Origin of the sequence: Microbacterium sp. NPDC055910 (assembly GCF_042271185.1) — a bacterium.
Classification (GTDB): domain Bacteria; phylum Actinomycetota; class Actinomycetes; order Actinomycetales; family Microbacteriaceae; genus Microbacterium.
On sequence record NZ_JBHJZS010000030.1, the window covers coordinates 19,098 to 39,232 of the forward strand.

Sequence of the window (20,135 nt, forward strand, 5' to 3'; positions counted from 1 at the left end):
CCGTCAGTGGGCCGCTTGCCGCTCGCGCAGGCGGGCGAGCACCTGGTCGCGCAGTTCTTCGGGCGCGGTCTCCTTGCACGCGCGCGCGACGACCTCGGTCAGAGTCCGGGCGACGAGCGCTTCGCTCTGGCATTCGGAGCAGTTCTCGAGGTGCTCCTTGATCTCGGAATGCTGGGTCTTGCAGACCTCGTTGCGCAGGTATTCCTCGAGATCCTTGCGCGCCTTCTCACACCCGCAGTCGGTCATTTCTTTCTCCTAGCCGCGGCCTCGGTGTCGATGCCGCGTTCCTTCGCGTAGTCGGCGAGCAGGTCACGCAGCTGCCGCCTGCCACGATGCAGGCGGCTCATGACCGTGCCGATGGGGGTCTTCATGATGTCGGCGATCTCCTGGTACGCGAATCCCTCGACATCGGCGAGATAGACCGCGAGCCGGAAGTCCTCGGGGATCGACTGCAGCGCATCCTTCACGACGGATGCCGGCATGTGATCGATCGCCTCGGCTTCGGCCGAGCGCGCGCTCGTCGCGGTCGTCGACTCGGCGCCGCCGAGCTGCCAGTCCTCGAGCTCGTCGATCGCGCTCTGATACGGCTCGCGCTGCTTCTTGCGGTACGTGTTGATGTAGGTGTTCGTCAGGATCCGATAGAGCCAGGCCTTGAGGTTGGTCCCCTGCGTGAAGGTGTGCCACGAGGCGAACGCCTTCACGAACGTCTCCTGCACGAGGTCGGCCGCATCCGCGGGATTGCGCGTCATGCGCATCCCCGCCGCATACAACTGATCCATGAAGGGCAGTGCCTGCTCTTCGAACTGGGTGCGCGGATCCTGCGTGTCCTGCGCCTGTTCTGCCTGCTCGGTCATCAGGCGCCAGTCTACGGGGGTCGCGTTCCACGACCGCTCGAGATCGTCGACGGAATCCGCCGTGAGGCGGTCAAGCGTTGCGTTCACTCGAGCTCCGTTCCGATCTGTGGGCTCCTCGCGGCACGAGCAGCGGGGTTCAGTAGGGTAGAACCCGATGACTGCCGACGGGTATTCCCCTTCTTCTGTGACCTCTTCGCGCGGCCGGTGGCACGCCCCCCTGGCCGGCGGACCGCTGCGCGCGACCGTGACCGTCCCGGGCTCGAAGTCGCTCACCAACCGAGAGCTGATCCTCGCCGCGATCGCCGACTCCCCCAGTCGCCTGACCGCGCCGCTGCACTCCGAGGATTCGGCGCACATGATCGAGGCGCTGCGCGTCCTCGGCGTGCACATCGAGCACGTGCCCGGCGAGGGCCGCTACGGCGACGACCTCATCGTGACGCCGACGTGGCCGCTGCGCGGCGACACGACGATCGACTGCGGCCAGGCCGGCACCGTCATGCGTTTCGTCTCACCGCTGGCCGGGTTCGCCGCGGGAGAGATCACCCTCACCGCCGACGAGAACGCGCTGCATCGCCCCATGGGCGCCATGATCAAGGCGCTGCGCGACGTGGGCGTGGACATCGACGACGGCGGCACGTGGTCGCTGCCGTTCTCGGTGCGCGGGCACGGCCGCGTGCGCGGCGGCGAGATCACGATCGACGCGAGCGGCTCGAGCCAGTTCGTCTCCGGCCTGCTGCTGGCCGCGGCGCGCTTCGATGTCGGCCTGCACCTCGTGCACACCGGCGACCGCCTGCCGAGCATGCCGCACATCGACATGACGATCGAGGCCCTCGCGCACCGCGGCGTGCACGTCGAGCGCCCCGCTCCCGGCGAATGGGTCGTCCCGGCGGGACCGGTCCGCGGCAAAGAGGTCGCGATCGAGCCCGACCTGTCCAACGCGGCGCCGTTCCTGGCGGCGGCGATGATCGCCGGTGGTTCGGTGTCGGTCACGGGATGGCCCGCTCACTCGACGCAGCCGGGCCACATGCTCACCGACATCCTCACCGTCATGGGCGCGCGCACCTCGCGTCGCGCGGGCACGCTCACCGTCTCGGCGGGAGCCTCGATCCAGGGCGTCGACCTCGATCTGTCCACCGCGGGCGAGCTCGCCCCGACGATCTTCGCGCTCGCCGCGTTCGCCGAGTCGCCGACCACGCTGTACGGCATCGGGCACATCCGCGGACACGAGACCGACCGCATCGCGGCGCTGATCGGCAACCTGCGTGCCATCGGCGGCGAAGCGCACGAGATGGAGGACGGCATCCGCATCGTGCCGCGCGACCTCCACGGCGGTCTGTGGCCGGCCCATCACGACCACCGCCTCGCCACGACGGGAGCCCTCATCGGTCTGGCCGTGCCCGACATCGAGGTCGACGACATCGGCACGACGGCCAAGACGATGCCGGCGTTCCCCGCCATGTGGCGGGGCATGCTCGACGGCGACGACACGACCGACGACCCCGAGGCGCAGCGCGCATCGTGAGCTGGCTCGCGGAGGACGACGAAGACGACGAACCGCAGTTCGACGAGCAGAGCGTGCGCGTCCGCCCCAATCCGAAGGCGAATCGGCCGCGCACGAAGCGACGCCCCGCGCACGACGACGCGCGGATCGCACGCGTGCTCGGGGTGGACCGCGGGCGGTACACGGTGCTCGTGGACGAAGACGAGCCCGATGAGCACACGGTGCTCGCGGTGCGGGCGCGCGAGCTGCGCAAGACCCCCATCGTGACGGGCGACCTCGCCCGTGTCGTGGGCGACGCGTCGGGCGACCAGGGGACACTCGCCCGCATCATCGGGATACAGGAGCGCACGTCGCTGCTGCGCCGCAGCGCCGATGACACCGACCAGGTCGAACGCGTCGTCGTCGCCAACGCCGACCAGATGCTCGTCGTCGTGGCGGCGGCCGATCCCGAACCGCGCGCGAGGCTCGTCGACCGTTATCTCGTCGCGGCGCTGGATGCCGGCATCCGCCCCCTGCTCGTCGTGACGAAGACCGACCTCGCCGACCCGAGCGAGTTCCTCGAGCACTTCGAGGGCCTCGATCTCGAGGTCTTCACGAGCGCGCGCGACGAAATGCCCGTCGAGCGGGTCGGCGCGGCGATCGCGGGGCATTCGACCGTCTTCGTGGGGCACTCCGGCGTCGGCAAGTCCACCCTCGTCAATGCCCTCGTGCCCGATGCGAAGCGTGCGACGGGGCACGTCAACGTCGTCACGGGACGCGGACGCCACACGTCGAGCTCGACCGTCTCGCTGCGCTATCGGGGACCCACCGGCGCGGGGTGGGTCATCGACACTCCGGGTGTGCGCTCGTTCGGGCTCGGGCACGTCGACACCGCCAACATCCTGAAGGCCTTCACCGACCTCGCCGTCGTCGCCGAGGAGTGCCCGCGAGGCTGCACGCACCTTCCGGATGCACCGGACTGCGCGATCGTCGAAGCCGTGGACGAGGGCCGTCTCGGGCCGACGGGTGCCGCGCGGCTGGATTCGCTGCAGCGCCTGCTCGAGACATTCGCCAAGTCCTGACGCGAGTGGTTGACTGGTCGTGTGACCCGTCTCGAGCCCGGCCAGCCCGCCCCCGACTTTTCCCTCGTCGACCAGGACGACACGACCGTGTCCTTGCGCGATCTGCGCGGCGGCAAGGTCATCGTCTTCTTCTACCCCAAGGCCATGACGCCCGGGTGCACGACCGAGGCGTGCGACTTCCGCGACAGCCTCGTCCCGCTGCAGCAGGCCGGTTACACCGTCCTCGGCATCTCGCGTGACGAGCCCGCCGTGCTGCGGCGCTTCCGCGAACGCGACGCGCTGACCTACGACCTGCTGAGCGATCCCGATCACGCCGTGCACGCCGCCTACGGCGCGTGGGGCGAGAAGATGAACTACGGCAAGGTCGTCGAGGGAGTCATCCGCTCGACGTTCGTCATCGACGCCGAGGGCTCCATCGAGCACGCGCTCTACAACGTCAAGGCGACGGGACACGTCGCGCGCGTGCGCGCGCTCGTCGGCGTCTGAGCTCTCACTCCGCGGCGTCTGCCGACGGCTCCTCGTCGGATGCCACGCGTCCGGCGGCGCGTGCCGCGAGAACCAGCAGCACGAACACGACGACGGCGGGCACCGCGATCGCCAGTGCCACCGTCGGGCTCGCCCACGCCCCCGTCGCCGCGCCGAGCGCGACGGCGAGGATGAGCAGCTGCGTCACGATCCCGCCGGAGCGCCCCCACGAGCGCCCGCGGTAGATCGCGACGGCGAAAGCGAGGAGCGCCGCGGCCCCGATGACGGTCAGCACGAGCAGCGCGATCGCGCTGCTGACGGCTTCGGTGTCGCCGGCGACGAGCGCGCCGGTCTCGAGCACGGCGAGCACGAGCACCCCCGCACCCTCGAGACCCACGAGCACGGCCGCGATCCGGCTGACGAGGTGTCGGCGCATCGTTCAGGGTTCTTTCGGTCGAAACGGACTCACGGCGAAAATTAGCAGGAAACTCGACGGAAATCTCTTGATCATACCGATGTGCTATGGGACGATTGGTAAAGCCGTGTGCTCCCACAGCGACGTGGGGCGAGTTCAATCTCGCACTCCCACAGGGTACCCGACCCGAACGAGTACCTCGCTAAAAACACCATCCCTAACAAGGAGCACAACCATGGATTGGCGCGACAAAGCCGCCTGCCTGACCGTCGACCCCGAACTGTTCTTCCCCGTCGGGAACACCGGTCCGGCAGTCGACCAGATCGAGAAGGCTAAGGCGGTCTGCGCTCGCTGCACCGTCACCGAGGTCTGTCTGCAGTACGCCCTCGAAAGCGGTCAAGACTCCGGCGTCTGGGGTGGGCTCTCCGAAGACGAGCGTCGCGCACTCAAGCGCCGCGCTGCACGCGCTCGCCGCGCGTCCTGACCCGCACCCGCGCGGGCTGACTCTCACCCGCGCGGGCGGACTCTCACCCGCGCGGGCTGACTCTCACCCGCGCGGGCGGTCGATGTAACGCAGCGGGATGTCGATCGTGACCTCGGTGCCGGCTCCGACCGCCGTGTGCCAGTCGATCGTTCCGCTGAGCTCGCCCTGGATCAGGGTGCGCACGATCTGCGTGCCGAGCCCGCGCCCGACCTGACCCTCGGGCAGGCCCACGCCGTCATCGCGCACCGTGACGGCCAGGTGCTCGTCGGAACGTTCGGCGACGATCTCGACCTCACCCTCCTGGCCTGCCAGACCGTGCTCGACGGCGTTGGTGACGAGTTCGGTGAGGGCGAGCGCGAGCGGCGTCGCGTATTCGCTCGGCAGCGTGCCGAAGCGCCCCGTCGTGCGGGTCCGCGCACGCGTGCTCGGGGCGGCGGCGACTTCGGCGATCAGTTTGAGGGCGCGTTCGAAGACGTCGTCGAAATCGACGTTCTGGGCGAGCCCCTCCGACAGGGTGTCGTGCACGACGGCGATCGCCGTCACGCGGCGCATGGCCTGCGTGAGCGCCTCGCGCGCCTCTTCCGAGTGCGAGCGGCGCGCCTGGATCCGCAGCAGCGATGCGACGGTCTGCAGATTGTTCTTGACGCGATGGTGGATCTCGCGGATCGTCGCGTCTTTCGTGATGAGCTCCTGCTCCTGGTGCCGGATCTCGGTGACGTCGCGGCACAGCACGATCGCGCCGATCCGTGCGCCGTGGTCCCAGAGCGGGATCGTGCGCAGCGACACGGTGACCCCGCGCGCCTCGAGGTCGGTGCGCCACGGGGCGCGGCCGGTCACGACGACGGGAAGGGTCTCGTCGAACTGGCGCTTGGCCGGGAGGATCTGCGTCACGACCTCGATGAGGGATTCGCCTTCGAGCTCGTCGTCGAAGCCGAGGCGGATGAAGGCCGACAGCGCGTTCGGGCTCGCGAACGTCGTGATCCCGTCGACGTCGAGGCGGATGAGCCCGTCCGAGGCGCGCGGCGCACCGCGGCGCGGCGCGGCGGGAGCTTCGAGGTCGGGGAACTCCCCCGACGCGATCATGCCGAACACGTCGTCGGCGCAATCGTTGAACGTGATCTGCTGGCGGCTGGGGGTGCGCGCCTCGCCGAGGTTGGTGTGCCGCGTCAGCACGCCGATCGTCTGCGGTTCCTCGCCGTTGGCCCGTCGCACGATCGGCACGGCACGCACCCGTGTGGGTGTCTCTTCGAACCAGTCGGGCGATGCGGAGTCGACGATGCGCGCGGTCTGGAAGGCCTCGCGAACCTGCGTCCGCCACTGCGGACGGACGTGATCCCCGACGATGTCGCGGTAGAACAGGGTCGCCGCACCGCCGGGCCGGGTGTGCCCGATCGCGACGAAGGAGTCGTCGCGGGTCGGCACCCAGATGACGATGTCGGCGAAGGCGAGATCGGCGAGCAGCTGCCCGTCGCCCGCGAGGCGGTGAAGCCATTCGACGTCTGCCGCGCTGGAGCGGCCCTGGGCATACACGAGATCGCTGAGGGTCGACACGCCTCCAGCGTAGGGCGTGCAGGCGTTCAGGCCGCGCGGCGACGCGACGTCGGGCGAGCCGCGCGTGCCGCGGGCACGAGCGCGTCGCCGACGAACCGCCGCAGCGCCAGCGTCAGGGGCGACTTCGGAGCGACCTCGGCGATGGGACGCGAGGCCAGCAGCGCAGCATCCGCCGAACGCGGGTCCTGGGGCACGAACCACACGTCGCGGATGCCGCCGAAGCGCTCGAGCGTGCGTCGCACCTGTCCGCGCGCGTCGATGCCGAGGGCACCGGGTCGCAGCCCGTTCGCGATCACCGCGACGGGGGTCGGTCCGACGGCTGCCCGCAGCTCGTCGTGCGCGCGCAGGAACCGCGCGACACCGACCGGGTCCGCCTTCGCGACCGCGACCACCGCGTCGGCCCGCTCGAGCGCTGCGAGGGTCGCGGCGTTGCGCCGTGGACCGTCGAGGTCGCTCACGATCTCCTCGTCGCGCTCGAGCGAGGAAGCGACGTCGACGACGGTGTAGTCGGCCCACTCGCGGCACACCGTCAGTGCGGCGGCGACCCGTGAGGCGGTCAGCTCGGGCCACCGCGACGGCCGGTTGATGCCCGTGAGCACGTCGACGCCGCTGCGGCCCAGCGGCAGGCTGATCCGCATGAGCTCGCGCGGATCGAGGCCGCCGAGCTCGGACTGCCGGCACGCCGCCGCGAACCCGGGCCCTTCGTCGGCCAGGCCGAGGGCGATCGCGATCGACGGGGCGTGGGTGTCGGCATCGACGAGCGCGACACGGCGGCCGCCGCGGGCGAGCTCGACGGCGAGCTCGATCGACAGGGTCGTCCGGCCCGGGGCACCGGCAGGACCCCACACGACGATCGTGCGCGGCCCCGGCACCGGCTCCGCCGCCTCGGCGGCTCGAACCGGCGGCGCCGCGAGCGCCGCCGCGAGCCGCCACGGTTCGATGTCGAGGGGACGGACGTCGTCGAAGCCGAACAGGGCCGCCGTGCGCGCGGCATCCGTCGTCGACCCGATCGGCACGATCCGCACCCCGGCACGGTCGCATGCCGCCACGAGCGCCGCCGTGGCCGATGCGCGGTGCGTCTCGAGCACGAGGATGTCCGCGTCGTCGATCGCGTTCGCGGCAGGCGCGGCATTCGGGTCGTGCGCGCCGCCGACGGCGCGGGCGGGGGCGGATGCCGCGACCACGTCGACGACGTCGACGTCCTCGCGCACGAGCCCGGCCGCGAGGCGCGAGCCGTGCGGCTCGTCGACGGCGACGATCACCCTCATCGGCTGCTCCCCGCCGACGGCACGACCGAAACCGCGGACTGGTCGGCGATCGCGGCGAGCACCGTCGCGACGTCGGCGCGCGGAATCGAGAGCTCGACCGACGCCGCACCGCCGCCCATCATCGACTCGTCGCGCTCGACCCGTGCGACGGTCGCATCGGCGACGAGGATGCGCGGCGGGTCGTAGAGTCCCCGCTCGACGAGCGGTGCGGCCCACACCTCGACCACCGAGCCGGGCCCGACGACGGCAGGCACGTCGGCTGCGCTGCGCACGACGACGCTCGTCGTGCGCGACGCCGACGCATCGCCGACGGCCGAGCGCGGGATGAGCTCACCCCGCGCCACCGTGCGCGTCGCGACGACGCCGGGCTCGAGGGCGCCGTCGGCGAGATACGTCGTGCCGGCCTGCCCGAGGGCGACCTCGACGACGCGGACGTCGTCGGCCGAGACGATCTGCCCCGCGACGATCGTGCGGGAGGCCGCGAGCATCGCGTCGGTCTGACGCGCCGCGCTCACGACGAACCAGACGCCGAGGACGGAGGCGACGATGAGCAGGATGCCGAGGAGGAAGCGGGCATCCGCCCACGGGGCGCGACGCGGCGCGCGGGTGTGTTCGACAGCGGTCATGCCTCCATCGTGAGACAGCGCGCGGGTGGGCTCCCGCGGTTATCCACAGGCCGAGCCCGTGCCCCGGCGCCCTCGCGCGAGGCCGCGATAATGGGACCATGCCCCGCACCCCGACGCCCGAGACGCGCCTGCTCGCGCTCGCGCAGGCGGCCGAGATCCTCGCCGTGTCGGTCGATGAGGTGCTCGATCTCGTGCAGCGCGCCGAACTGCGCGGCGTGCGGGTCGGCGCGTCGGCGCAGTGGCGGATCGACCAGGCGAGCATCTCCGACTACCTCGACGCGCAAGCCGAGATCGCACGCCGGGCCGCGCTGTGGAACCAGTCGCAAGAGGCCAGCTTCCCCGAGCTGTGGGGCACCGGGCCGGTCCGCCACACCGACTGAGGGGGCTCAGTACTCGAGCCGGGCTTCGAGCCGCACCCACACGATCGCCCACGACGGCACGACGCGATGCGCCGTCACGGCATCGGCGCGCCGGGCTTCGCCCGGCTCGTGCACCGCGAGATCGAGGTGGTCGGCGCCGGCACGGTCGATCGTCCCGGTGAGCAGCCGCTCGCCCGTGAGGCGGATCGTGACGCCGATCCGCCGGCGCGCGACGTCACGCAGCACGTATCCGAACGTCTGTCGCTCCGCGAGCCGGTCGGGAGCGGTACCGGCGGGCCGGGCGCTGCGCAGCAGGTCGGCGTGCGGCATCCCGATGCTGCGGATCGAGGCGAACGGCACGACGAGCGCTCGTCTCGGGGTGTCGTCGAGGTCGAGCCCGACCCAGTCCGCACCGACGGCTCGCACGCGGGCGGCGACGGCGGTGCCGTCGGCGAGGTCGACCGCGGCAGAGACGCCCTGGACGGCCGTGAGGCGCTCGCGCAGCGAGAGGCCCGAGCGCTGCAGACGCTCGGCCTCGGTGGCCAGCGCGGCGCGTTCGGCCTCCCATTCCGAGGCGATCTGGTCTTCGAGGTCGTCGAAGAATCGGTCCCAGCGCACCCGGGCAGAGTACGGCACCGGTCACGAGTGCGTCACGAGTTGTCCACAGATCGCCGCTCGGTTCGTCGGGGCGCTCGGGGATGTGCTGTACTTCTGCGTGGCATCCCCCCTGGCCAAGTAAGGCACCGCATGGCAACGTCGCCCGCGGGCAGCGCCCGCGCCTTCGTCCCGCCCGCCGACGCATGGGAGCTGTCGAAGTTCTTCGCGCCGCAGCGCACCTCGTCCACCGTCCTCCCCGACCCGGAGCCCCTCCTGCGCAACCTGACGCGGGGTGTGCTCGAGGTGTTCGCGGGGGTGCGCGACGTCGACCAGCTCGCGCGCTGGCTCACCGAGGACCCCTACCGCCGGCTCGTCGCCCGGGCGAACCTCGCCGCCCGGGCGCGCTCGGCCCGCGGCATCCCAGCGCGTCGTCCCGTGCACGCGCTGACCTCGGTGCGGCACCAGTCCCCCGCCGACGGCGTCGTGGAATCGGTCGTCATCGTGCAGGGTCCCGCCCGTACGCGCGCCGTCGCTCTGCGCCTGGAGGGCATGGACGGCCGGTGGCGCGCGACGTCTCTCGCCCTTCTCTAGCCCGGCGCCCCGTCTCGGCCGCCACCCGGTCGCGCCGCCCTGATCAGCGACTCAAGACGGCGAGACTGCAACGGGGCGCCGAGACTGCGGGTAAAGCCCACGGTCTCGGCGCGCCGTTGCAGTCTCGTGGTCACGGGCTACGGCGGGGGCGGCGGCTACTGGCGGTACGACGAGAGGAAGTTGCCGAGGCGCTCGACGGCCTCGGCGAGCACACGTGCTTCGGGCAGCGTGACGATCCGCAAGTGGTCGGGCGAAGCCCAGTTGAAGCCCGTGCCCTGCACGAGCAGCACGTGCTCGGCGACCAGGAAGTCGTAGACGAGCTTGCCGTCGTCGTGGATCTCGTGCACCTCGGGATCGAGCCGCGGGAACGCGTACAGCGCCCCCCGGGGCTTGACGCACGAGACGCCGGGAATCGCCTCGAGGCCCTGCCACGCGGCATCCCTCTGCTCGTGCAGGCGCCCCGATGGCGCGAGCATCGCATCGATGGACTGCACTCCCGAGAGGGCCGCCTGCACGGCATGCTGTGCGGGAACGTTGGGGCACAGCCGAGTCGACGCGAGCAGCGTGATGCCTTCGATGAACCCGCGGGCATGCCCCTTCGGCCCGGTGAGCACGAGCCAGCCCGAGCGGTATCCGGCGACGCGATACGTCTTGGACAGGCCGTTGAAGGTGAGCACGAGCAGATCCGGCGCGACGGATGCCATCGGGATGTGCACGGCATCGTCGAACAGGATCCGGTCGTAGATCTCATCCGAGAGCACCAGCAGCGAGTGCTCCCGCGCGATCTGCGCGATCCCCTCGAGGACGTCGCGCGAGTACACCGCTCCCGTGGGGTTGTTCGGGTTGATGACGACGATCGCCTTCGTGCGCGGTGTCACCTTGGCCCGGATGTCGTCGAGATCGGGTTGCCAGCCGTTCTGCTCGTCGGCGAGGTAGTGCACGGGCGTGCCGCCGCCGAGGCTGGTCATCGCCGTCCACAGCGGGTAGTCCGGCGCGGGGATGAGCACCTCGTCGCCCTCGTCGAGCAGCGCCTGCATCACCATCGTGATGAGCTCGGACACCCCGTTGCCGAGGTACACGTCCTCGGGGCCGAACGCGGGAAAGGTCGGGTCCTGCTCGTAGCGGTACACGACCGCCCGCCGCGCCGACATGATGCCCTTGCTGTCGCTGTAGCCGTGCGCGTGCGGTATCGAATCGATCATGTCGCGCACGATCTGGAACGGCGCCTCGAACCCGAACACGGCGGGGTTGCCCGTGTTGAGCTTGAGGATCGTGTGGCCCTCGGCCTCGAGCCGATCGGCCTCGACGAGCGCCTGCCCGCGGATCTCGTACAGGACGTCTTTCAGCTTTCCGGACTGGTCGAGGGGGCGCAGACTCATCGATTCAGACTAGCGCCGGATGCTGCACCCTCAGCGCCGGATGCTGCACCTCAGCGCCGCGGCCTCACCCACGCGGCATCCCCCATGACCGCGAAACCGCATCGGGGCGCCGAGACTGCGGGTAATACCCACTGTCTCGGCGCCCCGATGCAGTCTCACCGGAAAAGAGGGCGGGCTACTTCTTCTTGCTCGCGCGGCGGTCGGCGCGGTTCTGCGGAGCGGGTGCGGGGGCGGCTGCGGCATCCGTGCGCTGGCCGAAGGCACCGCGAGGGCCCTGGGGCTGGGTGGGTGCGGGCTGCGCGGGCCCGGCCGCGGCTGCCGCCTGGCGCAGCTTGTCGGTCGCCGCGCGCTGCACCTGTCCGCGCTCGTTGCGCACCTCGACCTCGCCGGCGTCATTGGCCGCCGAGTACTGCAGGCGCTGCGCGTCGACGGATGCTGCACCCAGGCCCTTCGCCTCGACCTGCGTGACCTCCGCGCCCTCTCCGTCGCCCTGGGAGCGCACCTCGACCTCGAGGTTGTAGAGGTAGCCGACCGACTCCTCCTTGATCTGTCCCATCATCGACTGGAACATCTCGAAGCCCTCGCGCTGGTACTCGATGAGCGGGTCGCGCTGGGCCATGGCGCGCAGGCCGATGCCGTCCTTGAGATAGTCCATCTCGTAGAGGTGGTCGCGCCAGCGGCGGTCGAGCACCTGCAGCACGACGCGCCGCTCGAGCTCGCGCATCGCCGGTGCGCCGAGGGACTCCTCGCGCTTCTGGTAGGCGATCGTCGCGTCCGAGAGGATCTCCCGCTTGAGGCCCTCTGCCGTGATGCCGCCCTTGCGGCCGGCACCCTCGGCGACGACCTCGTCGATCGTCACGCTGACGGGGTACAGCGTCTTGAGCTCGGTCCACAGCGAGTCGAAGTCCCAGCTCTCGTTGTGTCCCGAGCCGGTGTGCTCCTTGATGACCTCGTCGATCGCGTCCTCGATGAAGTGCGTGATGCGGTCGGCGATGTCATCGCCGTGCAGCATGTGACGGCGGTCGGTGTAGATCGCCTCGCGCTGGCGGTTCAGCACGTCGTCGTACTTGAGCACGTTCTTGCGGATCTCGGCGTTGCGCGATTCGACCTGGCTCTGCGCGCTCTTGATCGCGCGGCTGACCATGCTGGATTCGATCGCGACGTCGTCGGGGAAGTTCGTGCGCGAGAGGATCGCTTCGGCCGCCCCCGACTGGAACAGCCGCATCAGGTCGTCGGTGAGCGAGAGGTAGAAGCGGCTCTCGCCGGGGTCGCCCTGACGGCCCGAGCGACCGCGCAGCTGGTTGTCGATACGGCGCGACTCGTGCCGCTCCGTGCCCAGGACGTAGAGCCCGCCCGCCTCGGCGACCTTCGCCGCCTCGACGGCGACGACGTCGCGGGTCGCCTCGTACACGGCGTCCCACTCGGCTTCGTACTCTTCGGGCGTCTCGACGGGGTCGAGGCCCTTCGCCTTCATCTCCTGCACCGCGAGGAACTCCGCGTTGCCGCCGAGCATGATGTCCGTTCCACGACCGGCCATGTTCGTCGCGACCGTCACGGCGCCCAGGCGCCCCGCCCGCGCGACGATCTCGGCCTCACGCGCGTGGTTCTTGGCGTTGAGCACTTCGTGCTTGACGCCCTTCTTCGCCAGCAGCCGCGAGAGGTATTCGCTCTTCTCGACGCTGACCGTGCCGACCAGCACCGGCTGGCCCTTCGCGTGCCGTTCGGCGATGTCGTCGACGACCTGGGCGAACTTGGCCTGCTCGTTCTTGTAGACGAGGTCGGGCTGGTCCTTGCGGATCATGGGCTTGTTCGTCGGGATGGGCACGACGCCGAGCTTGTAGGTCGACATGAACTCGGCCGCCTCGGTCTCGGCGGTACCGGTCATGCCGGCGAGCTTGTCGTACAGGCGGAAGTAGTTCTGCAGCGTGACGGTCGCGAGAGTCTGGTTCTCGGCCTTGACCGGCACGTTCTCCTTCGCCTCGATCGCCTGATGGATGCCCTCGTTGTAGCGTCGTCCGGCGAGGATGCGGCCCGTGTGCTCGTCGACGATCATGACCTCGTCGTTGATGACGACGTAGTCGCTGTCGCGCTTGAACAGGGCCAGCGCCTTGATCGAGTTGTTCAGGAACGAGATGAGCGGGGTGTTCGCCGACTCGTACAGGTTGTCGATGCCGAGGTAGTCCTCGACCTTCTCGATGCCGGGCTCGAGCACGCCGATCGTGCGCTTCTTCTCGTCGACCTCGTAGTCGACGCCGGCCTCGAGGGTCTTGGCGATCTTCGCGAACTCGAGGAACCAGCGGTTGGCCTCGCCCGAGGACGGGCCCGAGATGATGAGCGGAGTACGGGCCTCGTCGATGAGGATCGAGTCGACCTCGTCGACGATCGCGAAGAAGTGACCGCGCTGCACGAGGTCTTCTTTGCGCCAGGCCATGTTGTCGCGCAGGTAGTCGAAGCCGAATTCGTTGTTGGTGCCGTAGGTGATGTCGGCGTTGTACTGCTCACGGCGCACTTCGGGCGTCTGGCCGGCGACGATCGTGCCCGTCGTCATGCCGAGGGCGCGGTAGATGCGACCCATGAGCTCGGCCTGATACGACGCGAGGTAGTCGTTGACCGTGATGACGTGCACGCCCTTGCCGGCGATCGCGTTCAGGTAGACGGGGAAGGCACCGGTGAGCGTCTTGCCCTCACCGGTCTTCATCTCGGCGATGTTGCCCAGGTGCAGGCCCGCGCCACCCATGATCTGCACGTCGTACGCGCGCTGACCGAGCGTGCGCTTGGCCGCCTCACGGACGGCGGCGAACGCTTCGGGCATGAGCTGGTCGAGGGTCTCGCCCGCTTCGTGCCGCGCGCGCAGCTCGGCGGTCTCGCTGCGCAGCTCCTCGTCGGTGAGGTGCTCGTAGTCCTCTTCGAGGGCGTTGACGCCCTTCACGACCTGCTGAAGTCGGCGAAGGATGCGTCCCTCGCCGGCGCGGAGCAGTTTCTCGAGAGGGTTGGCCACGGGGCATCTCCATCTGTCGGGTCGGGCACCGGTCGGCGCCAGTGCCGGGCGGGCGCGCAGTGCGCCCGGGCATACCTCCCCATGTTACTGGGCTGTGATCTTTGCGTGCGCTGTGTGCGTGTCATCGCCGCGCGGCATCCCGGATATGTATTCTCAGAAACTAGATACAGGGTATGCATCGCACCCCGGGCGTCCGCGCCGGAAAGGTTCTCATGATCGTCTGGCGCCGCTGGGTCTTCCCGATCCTCATGGTCATCGTGTTCTCGGCGATCGCCGCCGCCCTCGTCAAGCTCGCGTTCTTCCCCGACCGCACCGAAGCGGCCGTCGAGCCGACGGCGCAGATCGCCGACTCGATCGTCGTGGCCGAACGCGGTTCCGTCGTCAACGAGCTGAGCCTGTCGGGCACGGTGGCACGGGATGCCGCGTTCTCGATCCGCTCCGAGATCGACGGCACCGTGGCCACGGTCCATGTCGCGGCCGGCCAGGCGGTCACGGCGGGGCAGGTGCTCTTCACCATCAAGCAGGCCTCCCCCGAGCGGCTGATCGACGTCGTCGCCCCCGAAGCCGGCGACCTCACGGTGCTCGACATCGTGAAGGGCCAGACGGCCTCGGTCGGCGGCGAGCTCGCGCAGCTCACACCGGCGCGTTACCACGTGCTCAGCACGGTGCAGCCCGTGCAGCTGTACCGGCTGATCGACGCTCCCCGCGAGGCATCCGTCACGATCCAGGGCGGCCCCGAGCCGTTCACGTGCACGGGCTTGGCGGTGCAGGTCGCCGAGGACGGCGCGACGAGCGTGCGGTGCGCCATCCCGGCCGACCAGGTCGTGTTCGCGGGGCTGCAGGCGACGCTCGACATCACCGTCGGCACGGTCGAAGACGCCCTGCTCGTGCCGACGACGGCCGTCAAGGGCGGATCGGGAACGGGTGTCGTGTGGGTGGATGCCGGCGACGGCGGCACACCCGAAGAACGGTCCGTGACGCTCGGGGTGAGTGACGGCACGGTCGTCGAGGTCACGGAAGGGCTCGAGGCGGGCGAGCAGATCCGCCAGTTCGTGCCCGGTCTGACCGCTGACGACGAGCCCGTCTGCTACGACGACGGCATGGGCGGCCAGTACTGCGAAGAGCAGGGGTGGAGTTGGTGACGCTCGTCCGTCTGGAGGGCGTCACCAAGAGCGTCCTGCTGCCCGACGACTCGCGCCTCGAGATCCTGCGCGGAATCGACCTCGATGTCTCCGCGGGCGACCACGTGTCGATCGTCGGACGCAGCGGCTCGGGCAAGTCGACGCTGCTGAACATCCTCGGGATGCTGGACAGCCCGACCGACGGCATGGTGTCCTTCCGCGAGCGGCCGGTCGGCCGGATGCGCAAGGGCGCCCTCGATCGTCTGCGCGGGCGCAACGTCGGCTTCGTCTTCCAGCAGTTCAACCTGCTCGCGGGGCGCTCGGCGCTCGAGAACGTCGAGATGCCGCTCAGCTACGCCTCCGGCCGTGCGTTCTGGACGCGCCGGCGCGTTGCGACCGACATGCTCGAACGCGTCGGATTGGGCCACCGCATCGACTCGACCCCCGAGCAGCTGTCCGGCGGCGAGCAGCAGCGCGTCGCGATCGCGCGGGCGCTCGTGCGGCGCCCCTCGCTCATCCTCGCCGACGAGCCCACGGGTGCGCTCGACGTCGAGACCGGCGGCGCCGTCATGACGCTGCTCGACCAGATCGCCTCCGAAGCGGATGCCGCGCTCGTGACGATCACGCACGACGTGCACGTCGCGGCGCGGGCGCGACGGCATTACCGGCTCGAAGAGGGCGTGCTCACGCCCGTGCGTCTCGATCGCGCCTTCCGCGAGACGGCGCTGGGGGCGGTCACGACGGCCGAAGCGGTCGGCGACGCCGGAGTCCGCTCGTGAGCGGCGTCATCGGCGCGCTCGCGGACGCCTGGTCCGAGCTGCGGCACCACAAGCTGCGGGTGCTGCTGAGCCTCATCGGGATCGCCGTGTCGGTCGGTGCGATCACCGCCGTCGTCGCGTTCGGCGAGTACCAGCGGCAGTTCGCCGCCGAGCAGTCCGACCGCTCGGGCGGCCGCGTCGCGACGATCAACGTCTCGGCGAACACCTCGGACGGCTCGCCCATGGACTGGGCGGCGTTCGGCGACCGCGTCGAGCGCGTCTCGGAGCGCTTCGACTTCTCGCACGCGTCCCGCATCGTCGACGGGCTCATGCTCGACGTGCAGACCCCCGACCAGGTGCGCGCCGTCATGGCGCGCCTGGTCGATCCGGCCCATCCCGTCATCCACCGCACTCCCCTCCTCGAGGGACGGTGGTTCCGCGACGCCGACGCCGAACTGCTGGCGCCGCCGGTCGTCATGACCGAGGCCCTGTGGGAGAGCTTCGGCCGCCCCGACCTCGGCAGCGGATTCACGCTCGACGTGCAGGGCGAGGCGGGTGGCAGCTACGCTGTGATCGGTGTGACGCCGCGCCAGTACGCCGGCGACGAAGAGAAGTCGGTCACGCTCCTCTACGACGCGTACGCCGCGCGCGTCGACGCGCTGCCGCCCGACGTCTACGCGCAGTGGGAGTTCTGGGTCGGCGAGGACATCGTCGCCGATCTCGGCCCCGTGCTCGCGATGGATCTTCGCGCGGGGCTCGAGAACACCGACGTGTCGGTGTCGCGCAGCGACTGGGGGTCGCGCCCCGACATGGCCGCATCCACCGTCGTGTTCGAGCTCGTGACGGGATCGATCGCGGCGCTCGTGCTGCTGCTGGGAGGACTCGGCCTGGTCAACATCCAGCTCGTCGCGATGCGGCAGCGGATCCGCGAGATCGGCGTGCGGCGCAGCTTCGGCGCGACGGCGGGGCGCATCTTCACGTCGGTCATGCTCGAGAGCGTCGTCGCGACCGCCGTCGCAGGCGTCGTCGGGATCGCGATCGCGATCGTGGTTCTGCGGGCCCAGTTCGTGCTCGACATGTTCCCCGGCATGCAGGACATCCCGCCCTTCCCGCTGCGCGCCGCGCTCACGGGTCTCATCGCCGCCGTCGCGATCGGTGCGCTGGCCGGCTTCATCCCCGCTCTGGTCGCCGTGCGCGCGAAGGTCATCGACGCGCTGCGGTTCTGACGCAAGGAGTCATCATGTCCGTCCGGCAGAGTCTGCTCGCGATCCTCGATCAGGGGCCGTGCTACGGCTACCAGCTGCGCGCCGAGTTCGACCGGCGCACGGGGTCGACCTGGCCGCTCAACGTCGGTCAGATCTACAACACGCTCGACCGACTCGAGCGCGACGGCCTCGTCGTGAAGGACGACGTCGACGAACACGGGCACGTCTACTGGCAGATCACGGATGCCGGCACGGCGGCCGTGCGCGATTGGCTCGACTCGCCCGTGGAGCGCGGTCAGGGCACGCGCGACGAGCTCGCGATCAAGCTGGCGGTCGCCGCGACCCTGCCGGGCGTCGATGTCGCCGGGATCATCCAGGCGCAGCGGCGCTCATCCCTCGCGCGGCTGCAGTCGCTCAACCGCGCGAGGTACGCCGGCGCGAATCCCGAGGGGCCCGAAGAGCTCGCCTGGGCGCTCGTCGTGGACTCGATGATCTTCGCGGCCGAGGCCGAGGTGCGCTGGCTCGATCACGTCGAGCAGCGACTGGCGCAGCATCCGGAACACGCCCTCGAGCTGTCGCTGTCCACCGAGCGCCCCAAGCGCGGGCGACCGGCGGCGGAGTGAGCACGTCGGAGTCGGGCAGACGGCGCACCGCGATCACGTGAGCCGCGTCAGCCCTTCCACGGATCGAGCACCCGCACACCGAGCGGCGCGAAGTCTTTGGTGTTGCGCGTGACGACCGTGAGATTGTGATGCAGCGCCGTCGCGGCGATGAAGGAATCGGCGAGCGGCCTGGGATCGGGAACGTGCAGCGACGCCGCGATGATGGCCACGTCGGCGTCGACCGGGAGCACGCGCGCGACGTATTCGACCGTCCATCCGGAACTGACGCGTCGCGCAGAGTGCCCGGGTACCCTGAACTGTGTCCACAGATCAAGACCCGATCGATGTCGAGGCTCCTGCCGAGCCCGCGCCGATGACGTTCGCCGACCTCGGGCTCGGTGACGCGGCGCTGAAGGCCCTGCGCGACGTCGGATACGAGACACCGTCGGCGATTCAGGCGGCCACGATCCCGACGCTGCTCGACGGGCGTGACGTCGTCGGACTCGCGCAGACCGGCACGGGCAAGACGGCCGCCTTCGCGCTGCCGATCATCGACCGGCTCGACATCGAGCAGAAGACTCCGCAGGCGCTCGTGCTCGCTCCGACGCGCGAACTGGCACTGCAGGTGTGCGAGGCGTTCGAGAAGTACGCGTCGCACCTGAAGGGCGTGCATGTCCTGCCGGTGTACGGCGGGCAGGGGTACGGCGTGCAGCTGTCGGCCCTGCGCCGCGGCGTGCACATCGTCGTGGGCACCCCCGGTCGCATCATGGATCACCTCGACAAGGGCACGCTCGACCTGTCGGAGCTGCGCTTCCTCGTGCTCGACGAAGCCGACGAGATGCTCAAGATGGGCTTCGCCGAAGACGTCGAGACGATCCTCGCCGAGACCCCCGACACGAAGCAGGTCGCCCTGTTCTCGGCGACGATGCCCGCCGCGATCCGCCGCATCTCGAAGCAGTACCTGAACGATCCCGAAGAGATCACGGTCAAGTCCAAGACGACCACCTCGTCCAAGACGACGCAGCGCTATCTGATCGTCTCGTTCGCGCAGAAGATGGACGCCCTCACGCGCATCCTCGAGGTCGAGAACTTCGACGGCATGATCGTGTTCGGCCGCACCAAGAGCGTCACCGAGGAGATCGCCGAGAAGCTGCGCGCGCGCGGATACTCCGCCGCCGCGATCAACGGCGACGTCGCGCAGGTGCAGCGCGAGCGCACGGTCAACCAGTTGAAGTCGGGCAAGCTCGACATCCTCGTCGCGACCGACGTCGCCGCCCGCGGCCTCGACGTCGAGCGGATCTCGCACGTCGTGAACTTCGACATCCCCACCGACACCGAGTCCTACGTGCACCGCATCGGCCGCACGGGGCGGGCCGGACGCTCCGGCGACGCGATCAGCTTCGTCACGCCGCGCGAGCGCGGGCTGGTCCGGGCGATCGAGCGCGCAACCCGCCAGGAGCTCACCGAGATGCAGCTGCCGAGCGTCGACGAGGTCAACGTCACGCGGCTCTCGCGGTTCGACGACCGGATCACCGCCGCCCTCGGCGAGACCGCCCGCGTCGAGCGGTTCCGCGACATCGTCGCCCACTACGTGCGCCACCACGACGTGCCCGAGGTCGATGTGGCCGCAGCCCTCGCCGTCGTCGCGCAGGGCGAGGTTCCGCTGCTGCTCGAGGCCGAGCCCGAACGTCCCGCCCGCAGCAGGGACGACCGCGAACGCGGCGACCGGCCCGAGCGCGGTGACCGCGGCCCACGCCGGTCGCGCGAGGGCATGGCGACGTACCGCATCGCCGTCGGCAAGCGCCACCGCGTCGAGCCGCGGCAGATCGTCGGTGCACTCGCCAACGAGGGCGGCCTGCGCCGCGACGACTTCGGCGCGATCCAGATCCGACCGGACTTCTCGCTCGTCGAGCTGCCGGCCGACCTGCCGCGCGACACACTCTCACGCCTGGCCGACACCCGCATCTCGGGCAAGCTGATCGAGCTGCGCCCCGACACCGGCGGCCCCTCGCGGCGCCGGGACGACCGCGACGACCGCGCGCGTCGGGACGACCGTCGGGGCTCGTACCGCGACGACCGCGGGCACCGCGACGCCGCGCCCGACGACCGTCCCGCCCGCAAGCCCCGCCACAAGGCCGCCGACGACGCCTGACCCGCACCCCGGCGCCGGACCCGCACCCCGGCGCCTGACCCGCACCCCGGCGCACTCGACCCGAGCGGATGCCGCGACCCCGCGGCATCCCTCACCGCGAGACTGCAACGGCGCGCCGAGACCGTGGGGTTCACCCGCTGTCTCGGCG

Annotated in this window: 21 protein-coding genes; 11 read left to right on the forward strand and 10 right to left on the reverse strand. The window is 70.4% G+C overall.

What is annotated here, in order from left to right; all coding sequences use genetic code 11:
* Positions 1-3: 3 nt before the first annotated feature.
* Together ACFC3F_RS12025 and ACFC3F_RS12030 are read right to left on the reverse strand one after the other, a co-directional pair.
* On the reverse strand, positions 4-246 hold the full coding sequence (locus ACFC3F_RS12025) for a zf-HC2 domain-containing protein (RefSeq protein WP_376129822.1): 243 nt from the start codon (positions 244-246) through the stop codon (positions 4-6).
* Positions 243-941, reverse strand: coding sequence for a sigma-70 family RNA polymerase sigma factor (locus tag ACFC3F_RS12030; RefSeq protein ID WP_376129825.1), 699 nt, complete (start codon positions 939-941; stop codon positions 243-245). Before ACFC3F_RS12030 ends, ACFC3F_RS12025 begins: the two co-directional genes overlap by 4 nt.
* A 67-nt stretch (positions 942-1,008) precedes the next feature.
* On the opposite strand from ACFC3F_RS12030, the gene aroA reads away from it, so the two are divergent.
* From aroA to bcp, 3 genes are read left to right on the forward strand one after another with little or no spacing between them, the layout of a single operon-like run.
* Entirely contained in the window at positions 1,009-2,376 is a 1,368-nt protein-coding gene (gene aroA / locus ACFC3F_RS12035; RefSeq protein WP_376129828.1) for a 3-phosphoshikimate 1-carboxyvinyltransferase, read from the forward strand.
* On the forward strand, positions 2,373-3,416 hold the full coding sequence (gene rsgA / locus ACFC3F_RS12040; protein WP_376129831.1) for a ribosome small subunit-dependent GTPase A: 1,044 nt from the start codon (positions 2,373-2,375) through the stop codon (positions 3,414-3,416). Before aroA ends, rsgA begins: the two co-directional genes overlap by 4 nt.
* Positions 3,417-3,437: 21 nt before the next feature.
* The gene (gene bcp, locus ACFC3F_RS12045; RefSeq protein WP_376129834.1) at positions 3,438-3,902 is read left to right on the forward strand and encodes a thioredoxin-dependent thiol peroxidase; all 465 of its coding nucleotides are present in this window, start codon (positions 3,438-3,440) and stop codon (positions 3,900-3,902) included.
* A 4-nt stretch (positions 3,903-3,906) separates the two neighbouring features.
* Here bcp and ACFC3F_RS12050 read toward each other — a convergent pair whose 3' ends face one another.
* Entirely contained in the window at positions 3,907-4,317 is a 411-nt protein-coding gene (locus ACFC3F_RS12050) for a histidine kinase (RefSeq protein ID WP_376129836.1), read from the reverse strand.
* 214 nt (positions 4,318-4,531) lie between these two features.
* Here ACFC3F_RS12050 and ACFC3F_RS12055 point away from each other — a divergent pair, with 214 nt between their 5' ends.
* A complete protein-coding gene (locus tag ACFC3F_RS12055) occupies positions 4,532-4,780 on the forward strand; it encodes a WhiB family transcriptional regulator (RefSeq protein WP_194425087.1) in 249 nt (82 codons plus the stop codon).
* 63 nt (positions 4,781-4,843) lie between these two features.
* Here the strand turns inward: ACFC3F_RS12055 and ACFC3F_RS12060 are convergent, their stop codons facing one another.
* From ACFC3F_RS12060 to ACFC3F_RS12070, 3 genes are read right to left on the reverse strand one after another with little or no spacing between them, the layout of a single operon-like run.
* Complete coding sequence (locus tag ACFC3F_RS12060; protein WP_376129838.1) at positions 4,844-6,331, reverse strand: sensor histidine kinase; 1,488 nt, start codon at positions 6,329-6,331, stop codon at positions 4,844-4,846.
* Between the two features lie 26 nt (positions 6,332-6,357).
* The gene (locus tag ACFC3F_RS12065; protein WP_376129841.1) at positions 6,358-7,599 is read right to left on the reverse strand and encodes a CpaE family protein; all 1,242 of its coding nucleotides are present in this window, start codon (positions 7,597-7,599) and stop codon (positions 6,358-6,360) included.
* Entirely contained in the window at positions 7,596-8,225 is a 630-nt protein-coding gene (locus tag ACFC3F_RS12070) for an SAF domain-containing protein (RefSeq protein ID WP_376129844.1), read from the reverse strand. Before ACFC3F_RS12070 ends, ACFC3F_RS12065 begins: the two co-directional genes overlap by 4 nt.
* A 98-nt stretch (positions 8,226-8,323) precedes the next feature.
* Here ACFC3F_RS12070 and ACFC3F_RS12075 point away from each other — a divergent pair, with 98 nt between their 5' ends.
* Complete coding sequence (locus tag ACFC3F_RS12075) at positions 8,324-8,605, forward strand: helix-turn-helix domain-containing protein (protein ID WP_376129846.1); 282 nt, start codon at positions 8,324-8,326, stop codon at positions 8,603-8,605.
* Between the two features lie 6 nt (positions 8,606-8,611).
* Here ACFC3F_RS12075 and ACFC3F_RS12080 read toward each other — a convergent pair whose 3' ends face one another.
* Entirely contained in the window at positions 8,612-9,202 is a 591-nt protein-coding gene (locus ACFC3F_RS12080; RefSeq protein WP_376129849.1) for a hypothetical protein, read from the reverse strand.
* A gap of 129 nt (positions 9,203-9,331) precedes the next feature.
* On the opposite strand from ACFC3F_RS12080, the gene ACFC3F_RS12085 reads away from it, so the two are divergent.
* Positions 9,332-9,772, forward strand: coding sequence for an Rv3235 family protein (locus ACFC3F_RS12085; protein ID WP_376129852.1), 441 nt, complete (start codon positions 9,332-9,334; stop codon positions 9,770-9,772).
* Between the two features lie 155 nt (positions 9,773-9,927).
* Here ACFC3F_RS12085 and ACFC3F_RS12090 read toward each other — a convergent pair whose 3' ends face one another.
* Positions 9,928-11,151 carry a pyridoxal phosphate-dependent aminotransferase gene (locus ACFC3F_RS12090; protein WP_376129855.1) on the reverse strand — a complete coding sequence of 408 codons (1,224 nt, stop codon included), beginning with the start codon at positions 11,149-11,151 and terminating at the stop codon, positions 9,928-9,930.
* A gap of 175 nt (positions 11,152-11,326) precedes the next feature.
* On the reverse strand, positions 11,327-14,149 hold the full coding sequence (gene secA, locus ACFC3F_RS12095) for a preprotein translocase subunit SecA (protein WP_376129858.1): 2,823 nt from the start codon (positions 14,147-14,149) through the stop codon (positions 11,327-11,329).
* Positions 14,150-14,322: 173 nt separating this feature from the next.
* Between secA and ACFC3F_RS12100 the strand changes: the two genes are divergently transcribed.
* The 4 genes from ACFC3F_RS12100 to ACFC3F_RS12115 are packed head-to-tail and all read left to right on the forward strand — an operon-like array spanning position 14,323 to position 17,856.
* The gene (locus tag ACFC3F_RS12100; protein ID WP_376129861.1) at positions 14,323-15,291 is read left to right on the forward strand and encodes an efflux RND transporter periplasmic adaptor subunit; all 969 of its coding nucleotides are present in this window, start codon (positions 14,323-14,325) and stop codon (positions 15,289-15,291) included.
* A complete protein-coding gene (locus tag ACFC3F_RS12105) occupies positions 15,288-16,049 on the forward strand; it encodes an ABC transporter ATP-binding protein (protein ID WP_376129881.1) in 762 nt (253 codons plus the stop codon). The genes ACFC3F_RS12100 and ACFC3F_RS12105 overlap by 4 nt, the downstream gene beginning before the upstream one ends.
* On the forward strand, positions 16,046-17,254 hold the full coding sequence (locus ACFC3F_RS12110; RefSeq protein WP_376129864.1) for an ABC transporter permease: 1,209 nt from the start codon (positions 16,046-16,048) through the stop codon (positions 17,252-17,254). Before ACFC3F_RS12105 ends, ACFC3F_RS12110 begins: the two co-directional genes overlap by 4 nt.
* Positions 17,255-17,268: 14 nt before the next feature.
* Entirely contained in the window at positions 17,269-17,856 is a 588-nt protein-coding gene (locus ACFC3F_RS12115) for a PadR family transcriptional regulator (RefSeq protein ID WP_376129866.1), read from the forward strand.
* Positions 17,857-17,903: 47 nt separating this feature from the next.
* On the opposite strand, the gene ACFC3F_RS12120 is transcribed toward ACFC3F_RS12115, so the two are convergent.
* A complete protein-coding gene (locus ACFC3F_RS12120; RefSeq protein WP_376129869.1) occupies positions 17,904-18,278 on the reverse strand; it encodes a PIN domain-containing protein in 375 nt (124 codons plus the stop codon).
* Between ACFC3F_RS12120 and ACFC3F_RS12125 the strand changes: the two genes are divergently transcribed.
* Positions 18,209-19,987 (forward strand): DEAD/DEAH box helicase, encoded by a 1,779-nt coding sequence (locus ACFC3F_RS12125; protein WP_376129872.1) that lies wholly within the window; start codon positions 18,209-18,211, stop codon positions 19,985-19,987. The two genes, ACFC3F_RS12120 and ACFC3F_RS12125, sit on opposite strands and share 70 nt — an antisense overlap.
* Positions 19,988-20,135: the final 148 nt, after the last annotated feature.

What these genes read in the sequence shown, in the direction of transcription:
- aroA (WP_376129828.1), top strand. Translation starts at nt 1,009, where the DNA reads ATGACTGCCGACGGGTATTCCCCTTCTTCTGTGACCTCTTCGCGCGGC.
- ACFC3F_RS12025 (WP_376129822.1), bottom strand. Translation starts at nt 246, where the DNA reads ATGACCGACTGCGGGTGTGAGAAGGCGCGCAAGGATCTCGAGGAATAC.
- ACFC3F_RS12075 (WP_376129846.1), top strand. Translation starts at nt 8,324, where the DNA reads ATGCCCCGCACCCCGACGCCCGAGACGCGCCTGCTCGCGCTCGCGCAG.
- ACFC3F_RS12100 (WP_376129861.1), top strand. Translation starts at nt 14,323, where the DNA reads ATGCATCGCACCCCGGGCGTCCGCGCCGGAAAGGTTCTCATGATCGTC.
- ACFC3F_RS12070 (WP_376129844.1), bottom strand. Translation starts at nt 8,225, where the DNA reads ATGACCGCTGTCGAACACACCCGCGCGCCGCGTCGCGCCCCGTGGGCG.
- ACFC3F_RS12050 (WP_376129836.1), bottom strand. Translation starts at nt 4,317, where the DNA reads ATGCGCCGACACCTCGTCAGCCGGATCGCGGCCGTGCTCGTGGGTCTC.
- ACFC3F_RS12125 (WP_376129872.1), top strand. Translation starts at nt 18,209, where the DNA reads ATGACGTTCGCCGACCTCGGGCTCGGTGACGCGGCGCTGAAGGCCCTG.
- ACFC3F_RS12085 (WP_376129852.1), top strand. Translation starts at nt 9,332, where the DNA reads ATGGCAACGTCGCCCGCGGGCAGCGCCCGCGCCTTCGTCCCGCCCGCC.
- ACFC3F_RS12065 (WP_376129841.1), bottom strand. Translation starts at nt 7,599, where the DNA reads ATGAGGGTGATCGTCGCCGTCGACGAGCCGCACGGCTCGCGCCTCGCG.
- ACFC3F_RS12090 (WP_376129855.1), bottom strand. Translation starts at nt 11,151, where the DNA reads ATGAGTCTGCGCCCCCTCGACCAGTCCGGAAAGCTGAAAGACGTCCTG.
- ACFC3F_RS12055 (WP_194425087.1), top strand. Translation starts at nt 4,532, where the DNA reads ATGGATTGGCGCGACAAAGCCGCCTGCCTGACCGTCGACCCCGAACTG.
- ACFC3F_RS12115 (WP_376129866.1), top strand. Translation starts at nt 17,269, where the DNA reads ATGTCCGTCCGGCAGAGTCTGCTCGCGATCCTCGATCAGGGGCCGTGC.